General features: G+C 41.6%; 21 protein-coding genes and 2 tRNA genes. 11 read left to right on the top strand and 12 right to left on the bottom strand.

Annotated features, from left to right (window positions below):
* Nucleotides 1-30: 30 nt before the first annotated feature.
* The 8 genes from FTU75_RS12620 to FTU75_RS12655 all read right to left on the bottom strand — a co-directional run bounded on the left by FTU75_RS12620 (nucleotide 31) and on the right by FTU75_RS12655 (nucleotide 4,735).
* Nucleotides 31-780, bottom strand: coding sequence for a hypothetical protein (locus FTU75_RS12620; protein WP_180101567.1), 750 nt, complete (start codon nucleotides 778-780; stop codon nucleotides 31-33).
* A gap of 192 nt (nucleotides 781-972) precedes the next feature.
* Complete coding sequence (locus FTU75_RS12625; RefSeq protein WP_257223778.1) at nucleotides 973-1,500, bottom strand: hypothetical protein; 528 nt, start codon at nucleotides 1,498-1,500, stop codon at nucleotides 973-975.
* A 193-nt stretch (nucleotides 1,501-1,693) separates the two neighbouring features.
* Nucleotides 1,694-2,428 carry a class I SAM-dependent methyltransferase gene (locus FTU75_RS12630; protein ID WP_180116110.1) on the bottom strand — a complete coding sequence of 245 codons (735 nt, stop codon included), beginning with the start codon at nucleotides 2,426-2,428 and terminating at the stop codon, nucleotides 1,694-1,696.
* A gap of 105 nt (nucleotides 2,429-2,533) precedes the next feature.
* The gene (locus tag FTU75_RS12635; protein WP_180116111.1) at nucleotides 2,534-3,256 is read right to left on the bottom strand and encodes a hypothetical protein; all 723 of its coding nucleotides are present in this window, start codon (nucleotides 3,254-3,256) and stop codon (nucleotides 2,534-2,536) included.
* The gene (locus FTU75_RS12640) at nucleotides 3,256-3,705 is read right to left on the bottom strand and encodes a hypothetical protein (protein ID WP_180106120.1); all 450 of its coding nucleotides are present in this window, start codon (nucleotides 3,703-3,705) and stop codon (nucleotides 3,256-3,258) included. Before FTU75_RS12640 ends, FTU75_RS12635 begins: the two co-directional genes overlap by 1 nt.
* Nucleotides 3,706-3,862: 157 nt before the next feature.
* Nucleotides 3,863-3,938, bottom strand: a tRNA-Phe gene (locus FTU75_RS12645).
* Nucleotides 3,939-4,075: 137 nt separating this feature from the next.
* A tRNA-Phe gene (locus FTU75_RS12650) sits at nucleotides 4,076-4,151 on the bottom strand.
* 194 nt (nucleotides 4,152-4,345) lie between these two features.
* The gene (locus FTU75_RS12655) at nucleotides 4,346-4,735 is read right to left on the bottom strand and encodes a GNAT family N-acetyltransferase (RefSeq protein ID WP_078193146.1); all 390 of its coding nucleotides are present in this window, start codon (nucleotides 4,733-4,735) and stop codon (nucleotides 4,346-4,348) included.
* A 97-nt stretch (nucleotides 4,736-4,832) separates the two neighbouring features.
* On the opposite strand from FTU75_RS12655, the gene hisB reads away from it, so the two are divergent.
* The 9 genes from hisB (at nucleotide 4,833) to FTU75_RS12695 (ending at nucleotide 11,286) form a co-directional block, all read left to right on the top strand.
* Nucleotides 4,833-5,426 carry an imidazoleglycerol-phosphate dehydratase HisB gene (gene hisB, locus FTU75_RS12660; RefSeq protein ID WP_078190487.1) on the top strand — a complete coding sequence of 198 codons (594 nt, stop codon included), beginning with the start codon at nucleotides 4,833-4,835 and terminating at the stop codon, nucleotides 5,424-5,426.
* Nucleotides 5,426-6,043 carry an imidazole glycerol phosphate synthase subunit HisH gene (gene hisH, locus FTU75_RS12665; protein WP_078193147.1) on the top strand — a complete coding sequence of 206 codons (618 nt, stop codon included), beginning with the start codon at nucleotides 5,426-5,428 and terminating at the stop codon, nucleotides 6,041-6,043. Before hisB ends, hisH begins: the two co-directional genes overlap by 1 nt.
* Nucleotides 6,044-6,173: 130 nt before the next feature.
* Nucleotides 6,174-6,683, top strand: coding sequence for a DUF805 domain-containing protein (locus FTU75_RS12670; protein WP_180009276.1), 510 nt, complete (start codon nucleotides 6,174-6,176; stop codon nucleotides 6,681-6,683).
* Between the two features lie 228 nt (nucleotides 6,684-6,911).
* Complete coding sequence (locus FTU75_RS12675; RefSeq protein WP_180035467.1) at nucleotides 6,912-7,385, top strand: DUF805 domain-containing protein; 474 nt, start codon at nucleotides 6,912-6,914, stop codon at nucleotides 7,383-7,385.
* 155 nt (nucleotides 7,386-7,540) lie between these two features.
* On the top strand, nucleotides 7,541-8,206 hold the full coding sequence (locus FTU75_RS12680) for a 3'-5' exonuclease (protein ID WP_180116112.1): 666 nt from the start codon (nucleotides 7,541-7,543) through the stop codon (nucleotides 8,204-8,206).
* A gap of 433 nt (nucleotides 8,207-8,639) precedes the next feature.
* A complete protein-coding gene (locus tag FTU75_RS18470) occupies nucleotides 8,640-9,116 on the top strand; it encodes a hypothetical protein (RefSeq protein ID WP_257223779.1) in 477 nt (158 codons plus the stop codon).
* Complete coding sequence (locus FTU75_RS18475) at nucleotides 9,106-9,405, top strand: hypothetical protein (RefSeq protein WP_257223780.1); 300 nt, start codon at nucleotides 9,106-9,108, stop codon at nucleotides 9,403-9,405. Before FTU75_RS18470 ends, FTU75_RS18475 begins: the two co-directional genes overlap by 11 nt.
* Before the next feature lie 193 nt (nucleotides 9,406-9,598).
* Complete coding sequence (hisA, locus tag FTU75_RS12690) at nucleotides 9,599-10,330, top strand: 1-(5-phosphoribosyl)-5-[(5-phosphoribosylamino)methylideneamino]imidazole-4-carboxamide isomerase (RefSeq protein ID WP_078190493.1); 732 nt, start codon at nucleotides 9,599-9,601, stop codon at nucleotides 10,328-10,330.
* A 68-nt stretch (nucleotides 10,331-10,398) separates the two neighbouring features.
* Nucleotides 10,399-11,286 carry a DMT family transporter gene (locus FTU75_RS12695; protein ID WP_180116113.1) on the top strand — a complete coding sequence of 296 codons (888 nt, stop codon included), beginning with the start codon at nucleotides 10,399-10,401 and terminating at the stop codon, nucleotides 11,284-11,286.
* A 90-nt stretch (nucleotides 11,287-11,376) separates the two neighbouring features.
* On the opposite strand, the gene FTU75_RS12700 is transcribed toward FTU75_RS12695, so the two are convergent.
* Genes FTU75_RS12700 through FTU75_RS12710 form a run of 3 tightly spaced genes read right to left on the bottom strand, consistent with a single transcriptional unit; the run spans nucleotide 11,377 to nucleotide 13,413 of the window.
* Entirely contained in the window at nucleotides 11,377-11,769 is a 393-nt protein-coding gene (locus FTU75_RS12700) for a hypothetical protein (RefSeq protein ID WP_168378990.1), read from the bottom strand.
* A 39-nt stretch (nucleotides 11,770-11,808) separates the two neighbouring features.
* Nucleotides 11,809-12,435: a DUF1294 domain-containing protein gene (locus tag FTU75_RS12705; protein ID WP_180024921.1), complete on the bottom strand. Its 627-nt coding sequence runs from the start codon at nucleotides 12,433-12,435 to the stop codon at nucleotides 11,809-11,811.
* A 27-nt stretch (nucleotides 12,436-12,462) separates the two neighbouring features.
* Entirely contained in the window at nucleotides 12,463-13,413 is a 951-nt protein-coding gene (locus FTU75_RS12710; RefSeq protein ID WP_180077976.1) for a homoserine kinase, read from the bottom strand.
* A 110-nt stretch (nucleotides 13,414-13,523) separates the two neighbouring features.
* On the opposite strand from FTU75_RS12710, the gene hisF reads away from it, so the two are divergent.
* Nucleotides 13,524-14,285 carry an imidazole glycerol phosphate synthase subunit HisF gene (gene hisF / locus FTU75_RS12715; protein WP_320109244.1) on the top strand — a complete coding sequence of 254 codons (762 nt, stop codon included), beginning with the start codon at nucleotides 13,524-13,526 and terminating at the stop codon, nucleotides 14,283-14,285.
* A 374-nt stretch (nucleotides 14,286-14,659) separates the two neighbouring features.
* Here hisF and FTU75_RS12720 read toward each other — a convergent pair whose 3' ends face one another.
* The gene (locus tag FTU75_RS12720) at nucleotides 14,660-15,280 is read right to left on the bottom strand and encodes a hypothetical protein (RefSeq protein WP_180116114.1); all 621 of its coding nucleotides are present in this window, start codon (nucleotides 15,278-15,280) and stop codon (nucleotides 14,660-14,662) included.
* Nucleotides 15,281-15,391: 111 nt separating this feature from the next.
* Between FTU75_RS12720 and FTU75_RS12725 the strand changes: the two genes are divergently transcribed.
* Nucleotides 15,392-16,402, top strand: a complete 1,011-nt coding sequence (locus FTU75_RS12725) for an AraC family transcriptional regulator (RefSeq protein WP_180116115.1) — start codon at nucleotides 15,392-15,394, stop codon at nucleotides 16,400-16,402.
* Nucleotides 16,403-16,526 lie beyond the last annotated feature (124 nt).

Raw genomic sequence — 16,526 nt, forward strand, 5'->3', positions numbered from 1 at the left:
GCGCAAATTTGAAAGAGAGATGACAGTCAGTTAAAGCTTTTGTTTCAACTCTGAACGGTTCTTTTGGCGGATCTCATCCATTTGCGCATTGAGCGCTAACATCTCTGTATAAAGCTGATTAAACTGCTTTAAAGGCGCATCTTCATAGAACATAAATAATTTATTTTTCTTTTCCCATTTATTGGCTTTCAGCACAGCAAAGAGCTCATCAGCCTTCGCCAAGCTTTGCTTTTCTAACTCAAATAAAGCATGCGACTCATCACTATCACGACTGTCTCTTAAACTCTGGGCAATTTGCTGACGAAACACCTGTTTGACCGCCAACTGTTTGGCCTGAGCTAAACCATTTTCCTCTTGCTGAGTGGTTTTTTGCTCATAAGCATCGACCACAGCATGCACCTGTTGCAGCATTTGCTCAGTCTCTTGATATTGGTTTTTTTTATCTTGCAACAAGCGATCGATGTCGAGAAATTTATCCCAATTCAGTGCTTTAAGATCACGAATATATTGATTCCGCGCTTCTGCACGCTGCAGCATTTGGCTCAAAATAAAATCCGACATGATTTTATAATCACCCGTTAGCCGTGCATCTGTCACATTGAGTTGTATCGGCTCTTCCCAGTGCTGAGCTTGCTGAAAAATTTGCTCGGTTTTTTCGCGCAAAACCGTTTCATAGGTCGAGAGTTGCACAGCTTCTTTTTGCTGTACTGAATATTGATAAAACATCCATCCAAAGACCAATACCGTAGCACTGGCTAAGACAACAAAGATACGCGGCATAATGAGCTCCGAATGCCCTTTTATTCAGTTTAACCAAAAGTTTGAAGGTTGACGATAAAATAGCCATGCTTTTTAAGGAGGCTATTTGAAAACATCAATGTAAATAGACTTAAATTACGCATGCCATCAAAACGAAAATTCATGGATAAAACATGAATTTTCGCCTTCAATTTACTGTAGAGATGTATTCGATTATGGGGTCTTGATCGGATTGGTATTTAACTGACGGTCAATATTGCCAAGATTGATTTGATCACGACTGATTTGCACATTGGTTGCATTACGGTCTATCCCAAAGGGTTGCAACATAATATATAAACCATTGCGTGGGTCAGAAGACTGTAAACCTGCGGCAATATCCAAAACATGCTGCTGCATCAAAGGTGATAAATTCGACATATCAGGCACTGCTGTGGCAGGCAAGACATCTACATTTGACACGATTGTTGCATCGACACCTTTGTTTTGCGTATCGCGCTCAAGTTGCATCACCCGTTGCTGTAAAGCTTTACGGCGATCCACCTGCTCTTGATACTCAACAATCCCCGTCTCTGCACGCATTTCACGCTCTGCCATAATGGTTAAAGCAGGCATCTGAATAGCTTGTTGTTCGGTATCCTCAACTTTTGTAGTGGCTTTTTCCGCAGCCAAAGTACACATAGCCGTCATTGCTGCACTAACAAAAACCAAAACGGAAACAGATTTAGAGAGATTCATCATGTTCATTCCGAGAGATTTAAAAATAGAAAATTGAAAAAATTTACACTGCTATTATTGTACAACAATTAATCAATTCACTAGATTTAACCCCGACAAACGGCACGAAAGTACAGCCGATTCAAACCTCACATTGCTCATTCTAGACTTAAGATTTCATCCTTTATCTATCTATATTGCGGCTACTTTTTCTTTTTTATACGGTCCCGATTCTTAATAGCACAGGAAATGACAAAGCAAACTCTTGCTGCGGATGGCGGCTAAAGAAGTCGTTCAAAGCTGCACACGGTTGATGTGTTGGATGTTGCTGTTGATAGTGTTTTAATCCAGACCATGTGTGCAAATAGTCTAAAATTTGCTGTGCACTCCATCTATAATTTAAAAACAGTTGAGGTGTCGCTAACTCCTGAAATGGAAACGGAATACTGCGATATTCTTCGTCGATGTAACGACGTTCAGCATCCCAATAGCCTTTTAAGGTGACAAAATACAGATCCTGTAAAAGCTGGTTCAATTCTGCATATTCAAATTGAATCAGACCATAGCCCACAATGGCGATGTGACCATGGGGTTTCAATACTCGTCGTACTTCTGCATAAAAGGCAGCAAAATCGAACCAATGAATCGCTTGCGCGACTGTGATTAAATCCACTGAATGGTCAGCAAGCGGACAATGTTCTGCGCTAGCTTGCTCATAACGTACATTGTCTAAATTGGGTGCTTGTGCCAATTGTTCGGCACTCAGATCTGTCGCTAAAACCTGTTGAAAATAGGACGCCAAACCTTTGGTAAATTGACCTGAACCTGCACCACAGTCCCATGCCAGTTCACGCACGGCAACATGCTGCAAGATGCTATCGACGACTTCAGCAGAATAACTTGGACGTGATTGTTGATACAGCGCACTCCCTGTAGAGAAAAGGTCTTTCATTGTAAAAATTCATTATTTATTTTTTTATCAGTTTAATCGAATTTTTAGGGTCGGAAACTAGCACTTAAGTCCTAGCTTCAGCGATAAAATTTGAGCTTCAAATATTTACTCAATCACGTGCTGTATATAAAAACTGGTCTGTGCAATCGGGCTTAATTGATCATTCATTTGATAATATTTCACATCATAGTGCCCTGGCTTCCAGCCAGCGACAGGACTAAAACTGACCCAATTCTGTTCACGCTGAGCACTAATCCGTTGAGGCATAAAAAACAGCACTTCTCCAGTAGATTGATCGCTCCAACGTACAAAAACCTGCTCACTATTCGGAGTTTTTCCTAAAGTATCAAAGTGAGCAAACAACTGCTGTTCTGCATAAATGTCACGCGGCAGTACATTTTCAACCCCGTATTCTTGTTGTGCCATAACCGTGGCTCGTCCACTCATAGGCTCATGAGGATTATTTTTTGCATCAACAAATTCGCGTACAAGATGCTTTGCAAATTCGCGTTTGTTTTTTATTGCCGATAAATCATAGCTAGGAAAGGCTTGTTTTAAATATTGGTCCAACTGTTGTGGTGTCGCCTGATCAATGACGGCATTCACCTGAGTCATTTGATTTTTGAGTTGCTGTTGTAATTCGATATTATTTTCAGACTGCTCAGGTATATTCTGCTGAAAATTTTGAATAAACCTATTCCCTGTCTGATCTCTATTACTTTCTATAACTGTAGGATCATCAGATACAGTATTAGACGGGGCTATTAAATAGCCCAATCCCAAACAGACGAGGCCAATCAACATTGGCACAATGAATTTCATCAGCATTAATTACAGGTAATCGTTTCAGTCACGTTATTCGCCAGCGTGATTTTCAGACTTCCATTTGTAAATAATGCCCCCTGATTCACTTCTTCTTTAGTTCGATTACTGCCTGACAATAATCTTAATCCTTCTGATGTACAGATTCCTGTCTGGATATCATTTGTTAGCTTTAATACACAGCCTGCTGTTGTCACTTTATGGGTTTTTGCTACAGGTTGAGTACATATTGCCGTGATCACATTGGTAGACGGTGTTTTAAGATCACACGCTGAACAATCTCGACTTGCACTACCGCATGCATTTGCTGCTTTTTCACTGTGGCAAATATAGGTTTGAGTACCAAAAGTAAATTCTTTTTCATATGATGAATTAAAACTTCCACTGCTTCCACCGCCACATGCTGTTAATACAGCGCTTGTAATTATGGTTAAAGCCATTAACATTTTTTTCATATGCATTGTCATACCTTTTATTTTTAAAAATTTTTTTTAACTATCAGTCAAATTATATTCGGTAGATTGTAGCAGTTAAATTGTGTAAATGATAAACAACCGAAAAAACAACAGGCAAAAAAAAACCTCAAACAATGGTTTGAGGTTTTTTCGAATATGGTGGCGAGACCCAGGATCGAACTGGGGACACACGGATTTTCAATCCGTTGCTCTACCTACTGAGCTATCACGCCGATGCGGTGTATTAAGCCGTATCTTAGTTAATTAGTCAATCATATTTATAAAAATATTTTTTGTATGCATATTTTTTAGGCAAAAAAAATCCCTGATGGGATCAGGGATTGATAAACTGAAAAATCAGTTTTGAATATGGTGGCGAGACCCAGGATCGAACTGGGGACACACGGATTTTCAATCCGTTGCTCTACCTACTGAGCTATCACGCCGATGGGGCGTATTAAACAATTTAAGCTGTATGCCGTCAAGCATAAGCATGGGCTTTTTTCTCAAATGTTTATTTTTAAATCAACATTTCACACTAATCGCTTACTTTTTGTCTTATTTACATTTAAGTCTGAGTCAATTTAATTATTCAGACGAAAAAAAGACAGCACGGAGACTGTCTTTTAAAAATTGAACTTTACTCAACTACGTCAATTTTACCAATGTGTGCTAAACAACGATGAATCGCGCCACAACCTGGCTCGAAAGTTTTCACCCCTTTTTCTTCCTCCATACGTGTCGCTTCACTCACTAGACGTTCTGCAACACCACGCCCACGATTTGCTGGGTGTACCACAATATATTCAAGGGTTTTGCTTTCACCTTGGCCTGTACACCAAATCGCGCCAATCAATTTTGTATTAAATTCTGCAGTATAAACTAAGGTATACTGAGCTAAGTTCTGCTCAAGTTGTTCAATCGCATCGGAACCGTCGCTAAACTCAGGGCTGGTGTCATACAGTCGCTCAAGCTGGCTGCGCACTTCATCATTTTCCAAAGAAGTATAGGCATGTACGGTAATAGGCATTGATAAACCCTCCTGAGCAATCTAATATGCGGTGACTTTTCGTCACAGCGAAAATATTTTTACATCAATCATTTTGACGTATTTGAGGAACGTGTCTATGACAGATCGTATCAGTGAAGTGGTAAGAAACACCAACGAAACCAAAATTCGAGTTCGTGTGAATCTTGATGGTACTGGTCAAGGCACTTTAAACACTGGTGTTCCATTTTTAGATCATATGATTGATCAAATCAAGCGACATGGTCTGTTTGATATTGATATTCATTGTGATGGCGATCTTGAAATTGACGATCATCATACCGTAGAAGACTGTGGGATTACACTTGGCCAAGCCTTTGCTCAAGCACTGGGCAATAAAAAAGGTTTACGTCGCTACGGTCACTTCTATGCGCCGCTGGATGAATCACTGAGTCGTGTTGTGGTTGATTTATCTGGCCGTCCGGGTCTTTGGATGGATATTCCATTCACTCGCGCACGCATCGGGACTTTTGATGTGGATCTTTTCTCTGAATTTTTCCAAGGTTTTGTGAACCATGCGTTAATGACGCTGCACATCGACAACCTAAAAGGCAAAAACAGCCACCACCAAATTGAAAGCGTATTTAAAGCCTTTGCCCGTGCATTACGTATGGCGTGTGAAGTTGACCCGCGTGCCGAAAATACTGTTGCGTCTACCAAAGGAACATTGTAATGACCCGTATTGCCCTTCTTGACTATGGCATGGGAAATCTTCACTCAGCAGCAAAAGCCCTCGAACACGTGGGTGCAACTGTTGATGTCACCAATGATCCTAAGCTGATTGCACAAGCAGATAAAATTGTGTTCCCCGGTGTGGGAGCAATGCGTGACTGTATGCAAGGCATGCATGATGCAGGGATTGATGAAGTCGTCCGTAAAGCGGCATTTAATAAACCTGTGCTTGCGATCTGTGTCGGCATGCAAGCCCTAATGCAGCATTCCGAAGAAAATGGCGGTGCAGATGCATTGGGTATTTTTGAAGGTTCGGTTAAACGCTTCCCTGATGTAGAGGGATTAAAAGTGCCGCACATGGGCTGGAACCAAGTGCATCAGGCAGACCCAAGCCACCCGATGTGGAAAAACATTGAGCAAGATGCACGTTTCTATTTCGTACATAGCTTCTATGTAGAGCCGCAAGACTCAAGCATTGTCGCTGCTACCTGTGACTATGGTTTGGAATTTTGTACCGCAATTCACAAGGAAAACTTGTTTGCGACACAATTTCACCCAGAAAAAAGTCATACAGCCGGTCTGCAATTGCTGAAAAACTTTGTGGAATGGGATATTTAAAATTCCTTCACCGCAAAAAAGCCCGCTCCTTGCGGGCTTTTTTGTACTGTTTATTTTTCATCCTTTTATTTTCTACATATTCATTTTAGAATTTGCCTACTTATAAAAATACCAAAGCCTAGGAATAATAATGAATACATTCACATCTGACTCACCGACCCAAGCCAGTGGCCGCTTTAGCCGGCGCGCATATCTTGCATGGAATCTACTTCTCGGCATTATTTTTACGCTAATTGCTGTTGTAGTCGGCCTGCTCATACCCGGTGCGCAAAATGCGTTGACTGAGGGTGCAATGTCGACGCCACTCATGATTATTTTCTTTATCATGTATGCCATCGTCATTTATTACAGCGTCATTTTCTTAATCCGTCGTTTACATGACCGAGACCATTCTGGATGGCTTGCACTGCTGATCTTAGTTCCTGTAGTGAATATATTATTTGCGCTCTATGTGTTATTTGCACCGGGTAATAGCGGTAGTAATAGCTTTGGACAACCACGCCCGACCAAAGGCTGGGAAACAGTGCTGGCTGTTTTGTATATCGTGGTGTTTATAGTCGGGATACTTGCTGCGATCATGATTCCGTCTTACCAAAACTATGTGATCCGCTCTCAGCAAACCACGATTCAACAACAATAATGATAAATCATTAAATGCCGCCTAGATCGCTCTAAACAGCAATACATCTACTCAAACAAGCTCACACATGTGGGCTTTTTTTGTACTTTACCTTTATAATCAACGCGCTTTTTATGTTCAGGATCAAATCCTGTACTTTTTCACATTTTTATGTCGTTTTTAGCTCAATTTTTGCGGTTAAAAATGAATGATAACTATACTTTTTACGATAATTTAAGATCATTTAATATGAATAATTCACCCAATATAAACTCTGGTTGGAACCGTGACGGTCGTTTTAATCGCATGTCTTTTATCGGTTGGAATGTCTTCTATGGCCTCATGCTGAGCATATTGATGCTACTGATCGTCAGCATGATGCCCAATACCCTCAATGCCCTAATAGCTCATGCTGAAAATCCAATGACGCAAGTGATTGGATTGATCCTAAATATTTTAATGCTGATCCCTTTGATGATTTTTTCAGTGCGTCGTTTGCATGACTTTAATCTCTCAGGCTGGTTTGCACTCTTAGAGCTGATTCCGTTGCTCAATATCGTCATGTGCATTGCGCTGATGCTCATCCCGGGGTCTGCAAATGCCAATCAATATGGCGAGCCACGTACATCCAAAACATGGGAAGTGGTCCTCGCCTTTCTCTTTATCGGTTTATTCTTACTGATCTTGGTAAATGTATTATTTACTGCGCGTTTTCTATTTTAAGTCGTCACTGACTTTAAGCCTATTGGTCACTGTCATAGCAACGCGCTATGACAGGCAGGTGAGTCAATGGCTCATGCTCAACGCCACATCTCGGTATTTGCATTTCCCTACTAAACACTCTAGGCTGCAACAACAAGCCTTTGAATTGAATCACAATGACTGATGCTTTACTGACACCTATTTTGCCAACAAAAGAACAGATTAAAGATTTTCCATTGTTCCAAAATTTAGTGCCAGAGCAGATCCATGTCATTCACAATGCCGAACAATGCCAACACTGGTCCGATGAATTACAGACAACTGCCTTATTCGGTTTCGACTCTGAATCTAAGCCGACTTTTCGTAAAGGTGAGGTCTCTACCGGCCCACATTTAATCCAACTCGCGACGGCGCAACAGGCATGGTTGTTTCAAATGAACGAATGCACTTGGGATTTTTTAAGACCAATCTTGAGTAATCGTGATCAAATTAAAGTAGGTTTTGGCTTAAAAAATGATGCACATTTATTTCGTAAAAAAGGCATCGAACTGAATAGTGTATTGGAACTCTCCAAGTGCTTTGCTTCTTTTGGCTTAACCCAACCCGTCGGTTTAAAAAATGCCATGGCACTGCTTTTTCGTGTGAATTTTCCAAAATCTAAATCGGTCAGCACCTCGAATTGGGCCAAAAAGCGCTTAAATCCAGAACAAATTCGTTATGCCGCTGCCGATGCCTATGCCCCTGTTTTGGTCTTTGAAGAATTATTACAACGTGGCTTATTACCTAAAACCATTCCCAATACGTCTCTCAAACTAAGAATTCGTCCGCACATGAAATTTTAAATCCTTAATTATTTTAATGATTTAATTTATGTTCAGCGATGTAACCACTCTGTAACTGGATATTGCCCCAATCTATGGCATGACCAAGTGCAAAGATCGGCTGAAGAGTGCCAATGAATTTGCAGTTTATTTGCGCTAAAGATTTGAACAGTACGTTATTGCTTTAAAAATAGTCACAGCACAGCCTAAAAACAATAAATTTGCACCTTTTAAGTACATTTATATCTTTGATTTAACTCATTTTAATTACATTAATATACATTTATATTTTTATTCAACTAAGGTTTTGATCTCTCTGGGTTTTCTAGCAGAATTACATGATTTATCTCATTCTTTCTATACTTTCATAATTTGTTTTCATCAATCTCCTTTTGCTAAAACAAGTCTGCCAAATACATAACACATCATAATTTAAAAGCTTGGAGAACCTGACATGTTGAACTTATTTACAGGAAAAATCAGCGGTGTACTCAGCCTGACTTTACAAGGGATCAGTAAAGCGGTTGGACTGGTCTTAAATACTGTTTTGGATACAGTAGACAGCGTATTAGAGACCGTAAGTAGCTTAACAGCGCCCTTAACGGATGCACTGACTGAGCTTCCGCTCATTGGTGGGACCATCGAAAAAGTACTCGCGGTTGAAAATCAGTTGGTTGGCACCTTAGGTGATGGCTTACATGCTGTAGCCGATCAACTAGCGACAGGTGATCTTCTCGGCGGTGTACAAACCGCTCTCAATGGCGTAACTGGTGTGGTCGGTCAAACCGTGACGGAAGTTGCAGGTTTGGTTGATCATCTCAGTGGCGTGGCTGCACCAATCACAGATGTACTTTCTGACCTGCCATTGCTGGGCGGTCTATTGGATGCAGTAGGCGAAACTACGGGGGAATTTAACAGGCTTGTTGGCTGAAACGGGCGACTATGTAGCCAGTATTGATCCTACCGAATTATTAACATCCGTCCTGAACGATCCTTTAGCAAGTATGGGTAGTGTCGTGCAAGATGTTTCAGGCACTTTAGATGCCTTACTGGATGACATTGTACCGATTACATCGATTGCCACTGAACTTCCTGTGGTGGGTGATCTTGTTCAAGTGGTCGGTGAAAGTACCACAGCCCTCAATCAAGGCCTATACGATGTCGGTAGCTTACTTCAGTCCGTAAACAGCGATTTATTACAAACAACCGCTTATGTTTAATGACTAAAAACGCTAATACACAGCGCATTTTTATAGACCAACAATAAAATCCAATCCTTTATTTGCACTAGCCTGACCTATGTCAGGCTTTTTTAATTCATCAATTCTGATATTAGCATTTAGTGAATAGCCGTTTATTTGATAAGATTAGGCACAAATTCATTCTTAATTTGATTGAGCAAGGAGCGAAAGCATGCTGATCATCCCTGCAATTGACCTGAAAGATGGCAAATGTGTCCGTTTAAAACAAGGTCGTATGGAAGACGATACTGTATTTTCTGACGATCCAGTGGCAACTGCACAGCATTGGGTAAATGAAGGCGCGCGTCGCTTACATTTGGTAGATTTAAACGGTGCTTTCGCTGGTACACCGATTCATAAGCCTGTGGTTGAAGCGATTGCTAAAGCACAGCCTGAATTGCCAATTCAAATTGGTGGTGGTATCCGCTCTCTTGAAACCATTGAACATTACCTTGATGCCGGCGTCTCGTTTGTCATCATTGGTACAAAAGCGGTAAAAGAGCCTGAATTTGTTGAAGAAGCGTGCAAAAAATTTGCAGGCCATATCATTGTCGGTATCGATGCCATGAACGGCATGGTAGCAACGGATGGTTGGGCAAATGTCACTGATGTGAAAGCTACTGATTTGGCAAAACGCTTTGCAGATGCCGGCGTATCGAGCATCGTCTACACCGACATCGCACGTGATGGCATGATGCAAGGTGTGAACGTCGAACAAACCGTAAACCTTGCAACATATTCAGGCTTACCTGTTATTGCATCGGGTGGCGTGACTAACCTTGACGACGTACGTAACTTAAAAGGCCAACCGGGCATTTTAGGTGCGATTACTGGTCGTGCAATTTATGAAGGGACATTGAACCTTCGTGAAGCTCAATTACTGCTTGATCAACAAAGCTTATAATTTGCCCGAGCAGAAAAGAGGTCTTCGGGCCTCTTTTTTATTTCTCCTCTTTGAACATTCAAATACACATGTCAACCGTACAATCTGCTTGGAAAGCCAAGTTTCCGCAGCTCGCACTCATCCTGATTACCATGATTTGGGGCGCCAGTTTTATCACCGTGCAATACGGTTTAAATTTTAGCAGTCCCGTTCTGTTTGTCGGTCTACGTTTTGCCGCAGCAACACTGGCTGTGAGTCTTTTATCACTCAAATATCTTAGACACTTTTCTCAATATGATGTCATTGCGGGCGCAAGCATCGGCGCGGTGATTGCGATCGGCTATGCGACGCAAACAATCGGCCTGCAAAGCATCAGCAGCAGTGAATCGGCTTTTTTAACTGCATTGTATGTACCGCTGGTGCCGATTTTTATGTGGCTGTGTTTTCGGCATAAACCGCATGTGATGACATGGCTAGGTGTAAGTTTGGCTTTTGTCGGTTTGGTCTTTTTAACTGGTAATGGTTTTGGGGCTATTCAGCTCAATTTTGGACAAATCATTACGTTGCTCGGGTCAATTACCATTGCCTTTGAAATTATCTTGATCAGTTATTTTGCACCCCGCGTCAATCTACGCAGAGTGACGGTTCTACAATTGGCATTTGCTTCACTGTTCTGTTTTTGCTTTGCTCCACTGGTAGGTGAAACCACATTGCCCAAATTTGAATGGCCATTAATCGCTGTACTGTGCGGATTGGGGCTGGCCAGCGCCGTGATTCAACTGGTGATGAACTGGGCGCAGCGTATGGTTGATCCTGCACAGGCGGCAATCATCTATGCAGGTGAACCGGTTTGGGCCGCAATCATTGGGCGGCTTGCAGGTGAACGCTTAACACCGCTCGCTCTCATTGGCGGAATGTGTGTTGTTCTGGGTGTGATTGTGAGTGAATGGCGGCCGAAATGGTTAAAGAAACGCTAATTTCAGCTTCCTCTCTTAAATCAAAAAAGCGGCCCATACAGCCGCTTTTTTGATGCCAAGATTTTTATGCCAAAAAGTTCTGAACTCGTATTACTCATACATAGGTCGGTTGTCATTGACACGGATTAAACCTTTAATCGCGCGGTACACAATCCATAACCAAGACAGTCCGATTACCGTGACGCAGAAGGTACTCGCTCCCAGTGCTACACCTGCAAAAGCATTGGCATTATTGCCGGTAAAGAACAGAAAAATAAAAGGCACGAAAGCAATGATGTTCCAAATGAGATACCACCAAAACGTGCGAATCTGCCAAGTGAAATGGCTTTCAAAAATCGTGCCGCGCACATCACTGCGTTTGACGTAATTGATAATCAACGCGAGGACCGCAAGCAAGCCGGCAGAAAAAATCGCCACAATATAAAGAATATACAAAATAATCGTGAGCAGGCGGTTTGGATCTTTATCAATGGAATAATTCATTTCGCTCTCCGTCATGATGATTTTGCGGATCATTCCACCCTAGATATGCACGATATTAAATGGTGAAATCAGCCATAAAATCAGTAATATGTTAAAAGCTATGGTACAGAAGTATATTTTCCGAAACGGTTGTTTTTGTGTTTTATGCCGCAAACGTTGCTGAGCTAGCCATGCCGCCGGCCACCCACCTAAAAAAGACAAAAGATGCAGTGTATTTTCTGGCACACGTCGGTTCCCCATTTGCGCAGCTTCTTTATCTTGAGCATAGAACCAATAGGTCAGGACATTAATAATACTCACAAAAAGCAGCACCATGCCACTGAGTAAACCCGCCACAGATAAGCCCGCCAAGGCTAGGATATACACAATGCACAAGATTTGCATCGGCTGTGCCTGACGCGGCATCTGCACCACATTTTTTTTATTGGGGCGTTGTGTAGCTTTGGTTTGTGAGGCTTTTAAATAATGCACTTGCTGCGCACGAAAGCGTCCGCGTTCGTCTAAGATCACAGCATAATCCAACGCGCAGCCCACGATTGGTCGTGGGCCGGGACGGGAAAAGTCTTTGATGTGCAAAAATACGCGATCTTTGGTGCTATCGTTCGGTTGAATGAAGCCGTAGCCCTTATCATCAAACCATTCTACTAAGCGTCCTTGATCACGCATGCTTTTCCCTCTCGTTGTTTTTAAAATTTATGCAGTGACGAATTTTAATCGTTCAATCAGCATATTACGCATTTCAGCAGGGTTTTTCTGCAAAATATCATCACCTGTACGGCCTTCTGCCGCATTTTTCTGTGCCACCTGTAAACGCATCATCCAGAAGCGACCCGCCGCCATCGCCAAATATAACTCTAGGCATGATTTTTCATCTGCGGTTAATGGACGCACGCTTTCATAGGCATTTAAAAAGGCAATGGCTTTGTCTTCATTCAAATGTACATCCGGATATTCAGTACAAAAGTCATTTAAAGTAATAGCAATATCAAACAAGAGTTCGTCTTTATTTAACTCATAAAAGTCTAAAATGCCGTTGAGTTGATCGCCTTCAAATAGAGTATTGTCACGGAACAGATCAGAATGAATAAAACCGGTAGGACGGTCTGGATACATCGCCGTTAAGATGTCATATAAGCCCAACAGATTGTTAAGTAACGTGGTATCTGCTTCATTTAATGTTGGACGAATATCACGTGAAACTTGTAACCAATAAGCATGATCACGATATTCTGCACGTTCCAAAGGGAAATCTTGTAAAGCCACATGCATTTTCGCTTGGGCTACAGCAATCGCTTCTGCTTGCGCTAAGCTCGCAGGCATGGGATGGTGACCTTGCATGCGTGGCGCAATTTGTGCAGGTTTATCCTTTAAACTATGAATCGCTTTACCTGAATGATTCAGCGGTACAGGCACAGCTAGACCAGCCTGCCCCAAATGTTCAAGTACAGGGACCAGCTCCCCTGCACCTTGCTCGTCCATCTCTTCAAAAACGGTTAATACATACTGCGTGCCATTTTCGCAAACAATAAAATAGTTGGTATTTTGAATACCGCCTTGAATCGGAATCAGGTCAATCACCTCCAGTCCATAAGGTGCTGCAAAATCCTGAACTTCCTTTAAAGTCAAAGTGGTATAAACCGACATAGAAAACCTGCGAAAAAACTTACATATTTTTGATAGAATAACCGCTCCGACTACTAAGGTGTAGCATCTAAGTCGCGAAGTTTCATAATCGGCTGTTATTTTTGGAAAAAATTATGCTTGCTAAACGTATTATTCCTTGCCTCGACGTGGACAACGGTCGTGTAGTGAAAGGTGTTCAATTTCTTGATATTCGTGATGCAGGCGATCCAGTTGAAGTTGCACGCCGTTATAACGAACAAGGTGCGGACGAAATTACCTTCTTAGACATTACCGCAACCTCAAATGGTCGTGATACCACTTACCGTACGGTAGAGCGTATGGCTGAGTCTGTATTTGTGCCATTAACAGTCGGTGGTGGCGTGCGTAAAGTAGAAGATATCCGCCTGTTATTAAATGCGGGTGCGGACAAAGTTTCGATTAACTCTGCGGCTATTTATAACCCTGAATTTGTACAAGAAGCCTCTCAGCGTTTTGGCGCACAGTGTATTGTGGTTGCTATTGATGCGAAAAAAACCGGCGATAATAAATGGGAAATTTTCACCCACGGTGGTCGTAAAGAAACCGGTATCGATGCCATCGAATGGGCGGTAAAAATGGCGGACTTCGGTGCAGGTGAATTACTTATCACCTCGATGGATGCCGATGGAACCAAAGCCGGTTATGACATTGAACTGATGCGTAATATCAATGACCGTGTGACCATTCCAACCATTGCTTCTGGTGGTGTCGGTAATCTACAACATTTGGCCGATGGCATTTTAAAAGGTGGTGCAGATGCAGTTCTGGCAGCCTCTATTTTCCACTTTGGTCAACACACCATTCCTGAAGCGAAAAAATATCTAGCAGAACAAGGCATTGAAATGCGTCTTTAATTGATTCATTTTCAATGAGGATTGAAAAAGAGCGATGATTCGCTCTTTTTTTGCTTTGGAATTTTCGATGCAACGCCATTCATTTGTAGCAGAGCATCGCCCATGCAATTGATTTACTATAGACATAAAAAAAGGAGCCTTGTCGGCTCCTATAAACCAAGAAAAACTACAGCACTTGGTCTGATACTTAAAACAAATGAAAAAATATACATAGCAACTTCATCAATCAACTCGTCGTGTACAAGCCTTTTGATGTTTTAAATATAGGGCATTTGCACTGCATTTGATTGACAGTAGATTCATAATTTATTGACAAATTGCGACAGCTCAATTGGATGGCAAAGCTTGTTGTCAAAACGCACAGTGCATTCATATTAGACCGTTTCAAGAAGTGCAGCTGGCTTTTCACGCTCAGCCACCCACTTTGCAGGAAATACCCGATTGACCCAGTGTGACAATGGCTTGGCAATCGCTGTCGGCAGTAGCACACCCAGTGGATTCTGTTCCTGTAATTTTGCCGATGAGATCACCCGAGTCCCTAAAATATAATCAAACCACGGTTTGGTCACACACCAATTGGCATCCTGATTTGAGTTCATATGGTGGTCATAGTGCCATGGAATCTTTTTCATCGCCCACTCTGGCTCAAGATGTGCGCGACGATGGATATAATAATAATTCCCTGCGCAATACAGCACTGCCAAGCTCATTCCTTTCGACACAGGATAAAATAACGGCGTAAATACACCTGCAATTATAGCCAAAGATATAATTTCATTTTTCGTGCGCCAGTTCTGTACACCTTCAACATAGCCATGATCATGAAAATCTGTTTTTCGAACTTCACGATGATGTTCCCAATGTGATTTCATGCTTTTCGGTACTGGACTAAAACGTGGCTTGCCTGACCGATGTGTCCCATGCAAAACATATTTATGCGCGAACCATTCAAAGGCATTGGCGACGACCAACCCTGCAATAAAACCTTTTAACATGACCAATATCTCCTTTTCTTAGCTCCACTATAGGTAATGAAAAGGGCTAGATATTGACCGTTTTTTTTAATATTATTGACAAAACACGACAAAATTTAGAATTAAAAAAATATGCAACAACTCAAGGACTATACAGGATCGGTCTATGGAGGACTGGGCCATTTGCTCTATGCTTATCACCAAGCTCAAGGCATTGCTATTCCTGAAAAATTGAATAAAGTTAAAAACTTAGAGCGTTTTGATTATGCCGTTTGGCGTGATTTATTGATGGATTTAGATCAAAAGATCCAAAAGCCGGCGCTGGGTTTAGAAATTGCAGAACATGTGCAACCCAAACATATTGGCATTATTGCGTATATTGCCCTGTCCTGTGAAAACTTGGGCGAAGCACTGCTCCGCTACCATGATTTTCATCGCTTAATCTTCGATGGCAGTCCATTGCTGATTGATATTCAAAATGATTTTTTCTCCATCGGTTGGAATGATTTACCCATGAATATGGCCAATCAATTGACCGATGAAATTGCGATTGCGTTAATGCTGCAGTTTCTAAAATTATTTATGCGTTTTGAAGATATCAATTTACACGAAGTGCATTTTCATAATCCTGCACCGAAAAATGTCGCTCAGTATGAACAATATTTTCGCTGTAAAGTTCGATTTTCCCAAGAAAAGTCGAAGGTTATTGTTCCCATTCAAGAACTGTCTCGTCCCTTTTCCCAAGGCGATCAGACCTTACAAAAACTGTTGATGCAACAGGCACAGTCTTTATTGGAAAAGCTGCCGAATACCACGCAAATCGACCAACGCTTACAGCAAGCCATCTTAATGGGTTTGCAAAAAAATCAGTTCCAAATTGAACATGTCGCTACGCAACTCAATCTTTCCGTCCGACAATTACAACGCCATTTACAACAACAAGGCAGTACCTATCAGCAACGTATGCAGGAAGTCCGCTGCATGATGGCTGAAGAATTTTTAAGAGACCCGCATTTAAGTTTGCAAGAAATTGCGTTACTGCTGGGTTATTCAGAACAGAGTGCGTTTCAACGTGCGTTTAAACAATGGCGAAACTTAACCCCACAGCAATGGCGCTTATCGCAAATTGAAGCAGCAAGTTAAAATGTGACACAGTTATCATTTTAATGTTGTGATTTTCAGCAAAATCCATTAAATCTATGCATATTCAATAAATGAATAAAACAACACTTCACAACTAGATTGCACTCATGCTGAGTGAAAGATT

Origin of the sequence: Acinetobacter sp. YH12140 (assembly GCF_013418475.1) — a bacterium.
Classification (GTDB): Bacteria; Pseudomonadota; Gammaproteobacteria; order Pseudomonadales; family Moraxellaceae; genus Acinetobacter; species Acinetobacter amyesii.

Coding starts and splice junctions, on each gene's coding strand:
- FTU75_RS12620 (WP_180101567.1), bottom strand. CDS start 780: ATGCCGCGTATCTTTGTTGTCTTAGCCAGTGCTACGGTATTGGTCTTT.
- FTU75_RS12720 (WP_180116114.1), bottom strand. CDS start 15,280: ATGTTAAAAGGTTTTATTGCAGGGTTGGTCGTCGCCAATGCCTTTGAA.
- FTU75_RS12725 (WP_180116115.1), top strand. CDS start 15,392: ATGCAACAACTCAAGGACTATACAGGATCGGTCTATGGAGGACTGGGC.
- hisB (WP_078190487.1), top strand. CDS start 4,833: ATGACAGATCGTATCAGTGAAGTGGTAAGAAACACCAACGAAACCAAA.
- FTU75_RS12710 (WP_180077976.1), bottom strand. CDS start 13,413: ATGTCGGTTTATACCACTTTGACTTTAAAGGAAGTTCAGGATTTTGCA.
- FTU75_RS12630 (WP_180116110.1), bottom strand. CDS start 2,428: ATGAAAGACCTTTTCTCTACAGGGAGTGCGCTGTATCAACAATCACGT.
- hisA (WP_078190493.1), top strand. CDS start 9,599: ATGCTGATCATCCCTGCAATTGACCTGAAAGATGGCAAATGTGTCCGT.
- FTU75_RS18470 (WP_257223779.1), top strand. CDS start 8,640: ATGTTGAACTTATTTACAGGAAAAATCAGCGGTGTACTCAGCCTGACT.
- FTU75_RS12655 (WP_078193146.1), bottom strand. CDS start 4,735: ATGCCTATTACCGTACATGCCTATACTTCTTTGGAAAATGATGAAGTG.
- hisH (WP_078193147.1), top strand. CDS start 5,426: ATGACCCGTATTGCCCTTCTTGACTATGGCATGGGAAATCTTCACTCA.
- FTU75_RS12640 (WP_180106120.1), bottom strand. CDS start 3,705: ATGAAAAAAATGTTAATGGCTTTAACCATAATTACAAGCGCTGTATTA.
- FTU75_RS12700 (WP_168378990.1), bottom strand. CDS start 11,769: ATGAATTATTCCATTGATAAAGATCCAAACCGCCTGCTCACGATTATT.
- FTU75_RS12635 (WP_180116111.1), bottom strand. CDS start 3,256: ATGCTGATGAAATTCATTGTGCCAATGTTGATTGGCCTCGTCTGTTTG.
- FTU75_RS12705 (WP_180024921.1), bottom strand. CDS start 12,435: ATGCGTGATCAAGGACGCTTAGTAGAATGGTTTGATGATAAGGGCTAC.
- FTU75_RS12680 (WP_180116112.1), top strand. CDS start 7,541: ATGACTGATGCTTTACTGACACCTATTTTGCCAACAAAAGAACAGATT.
- FTU75_RS12625 (WP_257223778.1), bottom strand. CDS start 1,500: ATGATGAATCTCTCTAAATCTGTTTCCGTTTTGGTTTTTGTTAGTGCA.
- FTU75_RS12695 (WP_180116113.1), top strand. CDS start 10,399: ATGTCAACCGTACAATCTGCTTGGAAAGCCAAGTTTCCGCAGCTCGCA.
- FTU75_RS12675 (WP_180035467.1), top strand. CDS start 6,912: ATGAATAATTCACCCAATATAAACTCTGGTTGGAACCGTGACGGTCGT.
- FTU75_RS12670 (WP_180009276.1), top strand. CDS start 6,174: ATGAATACATTCACATCTGACTCACCGACCCAAGCCAGTGGCCGCTTT.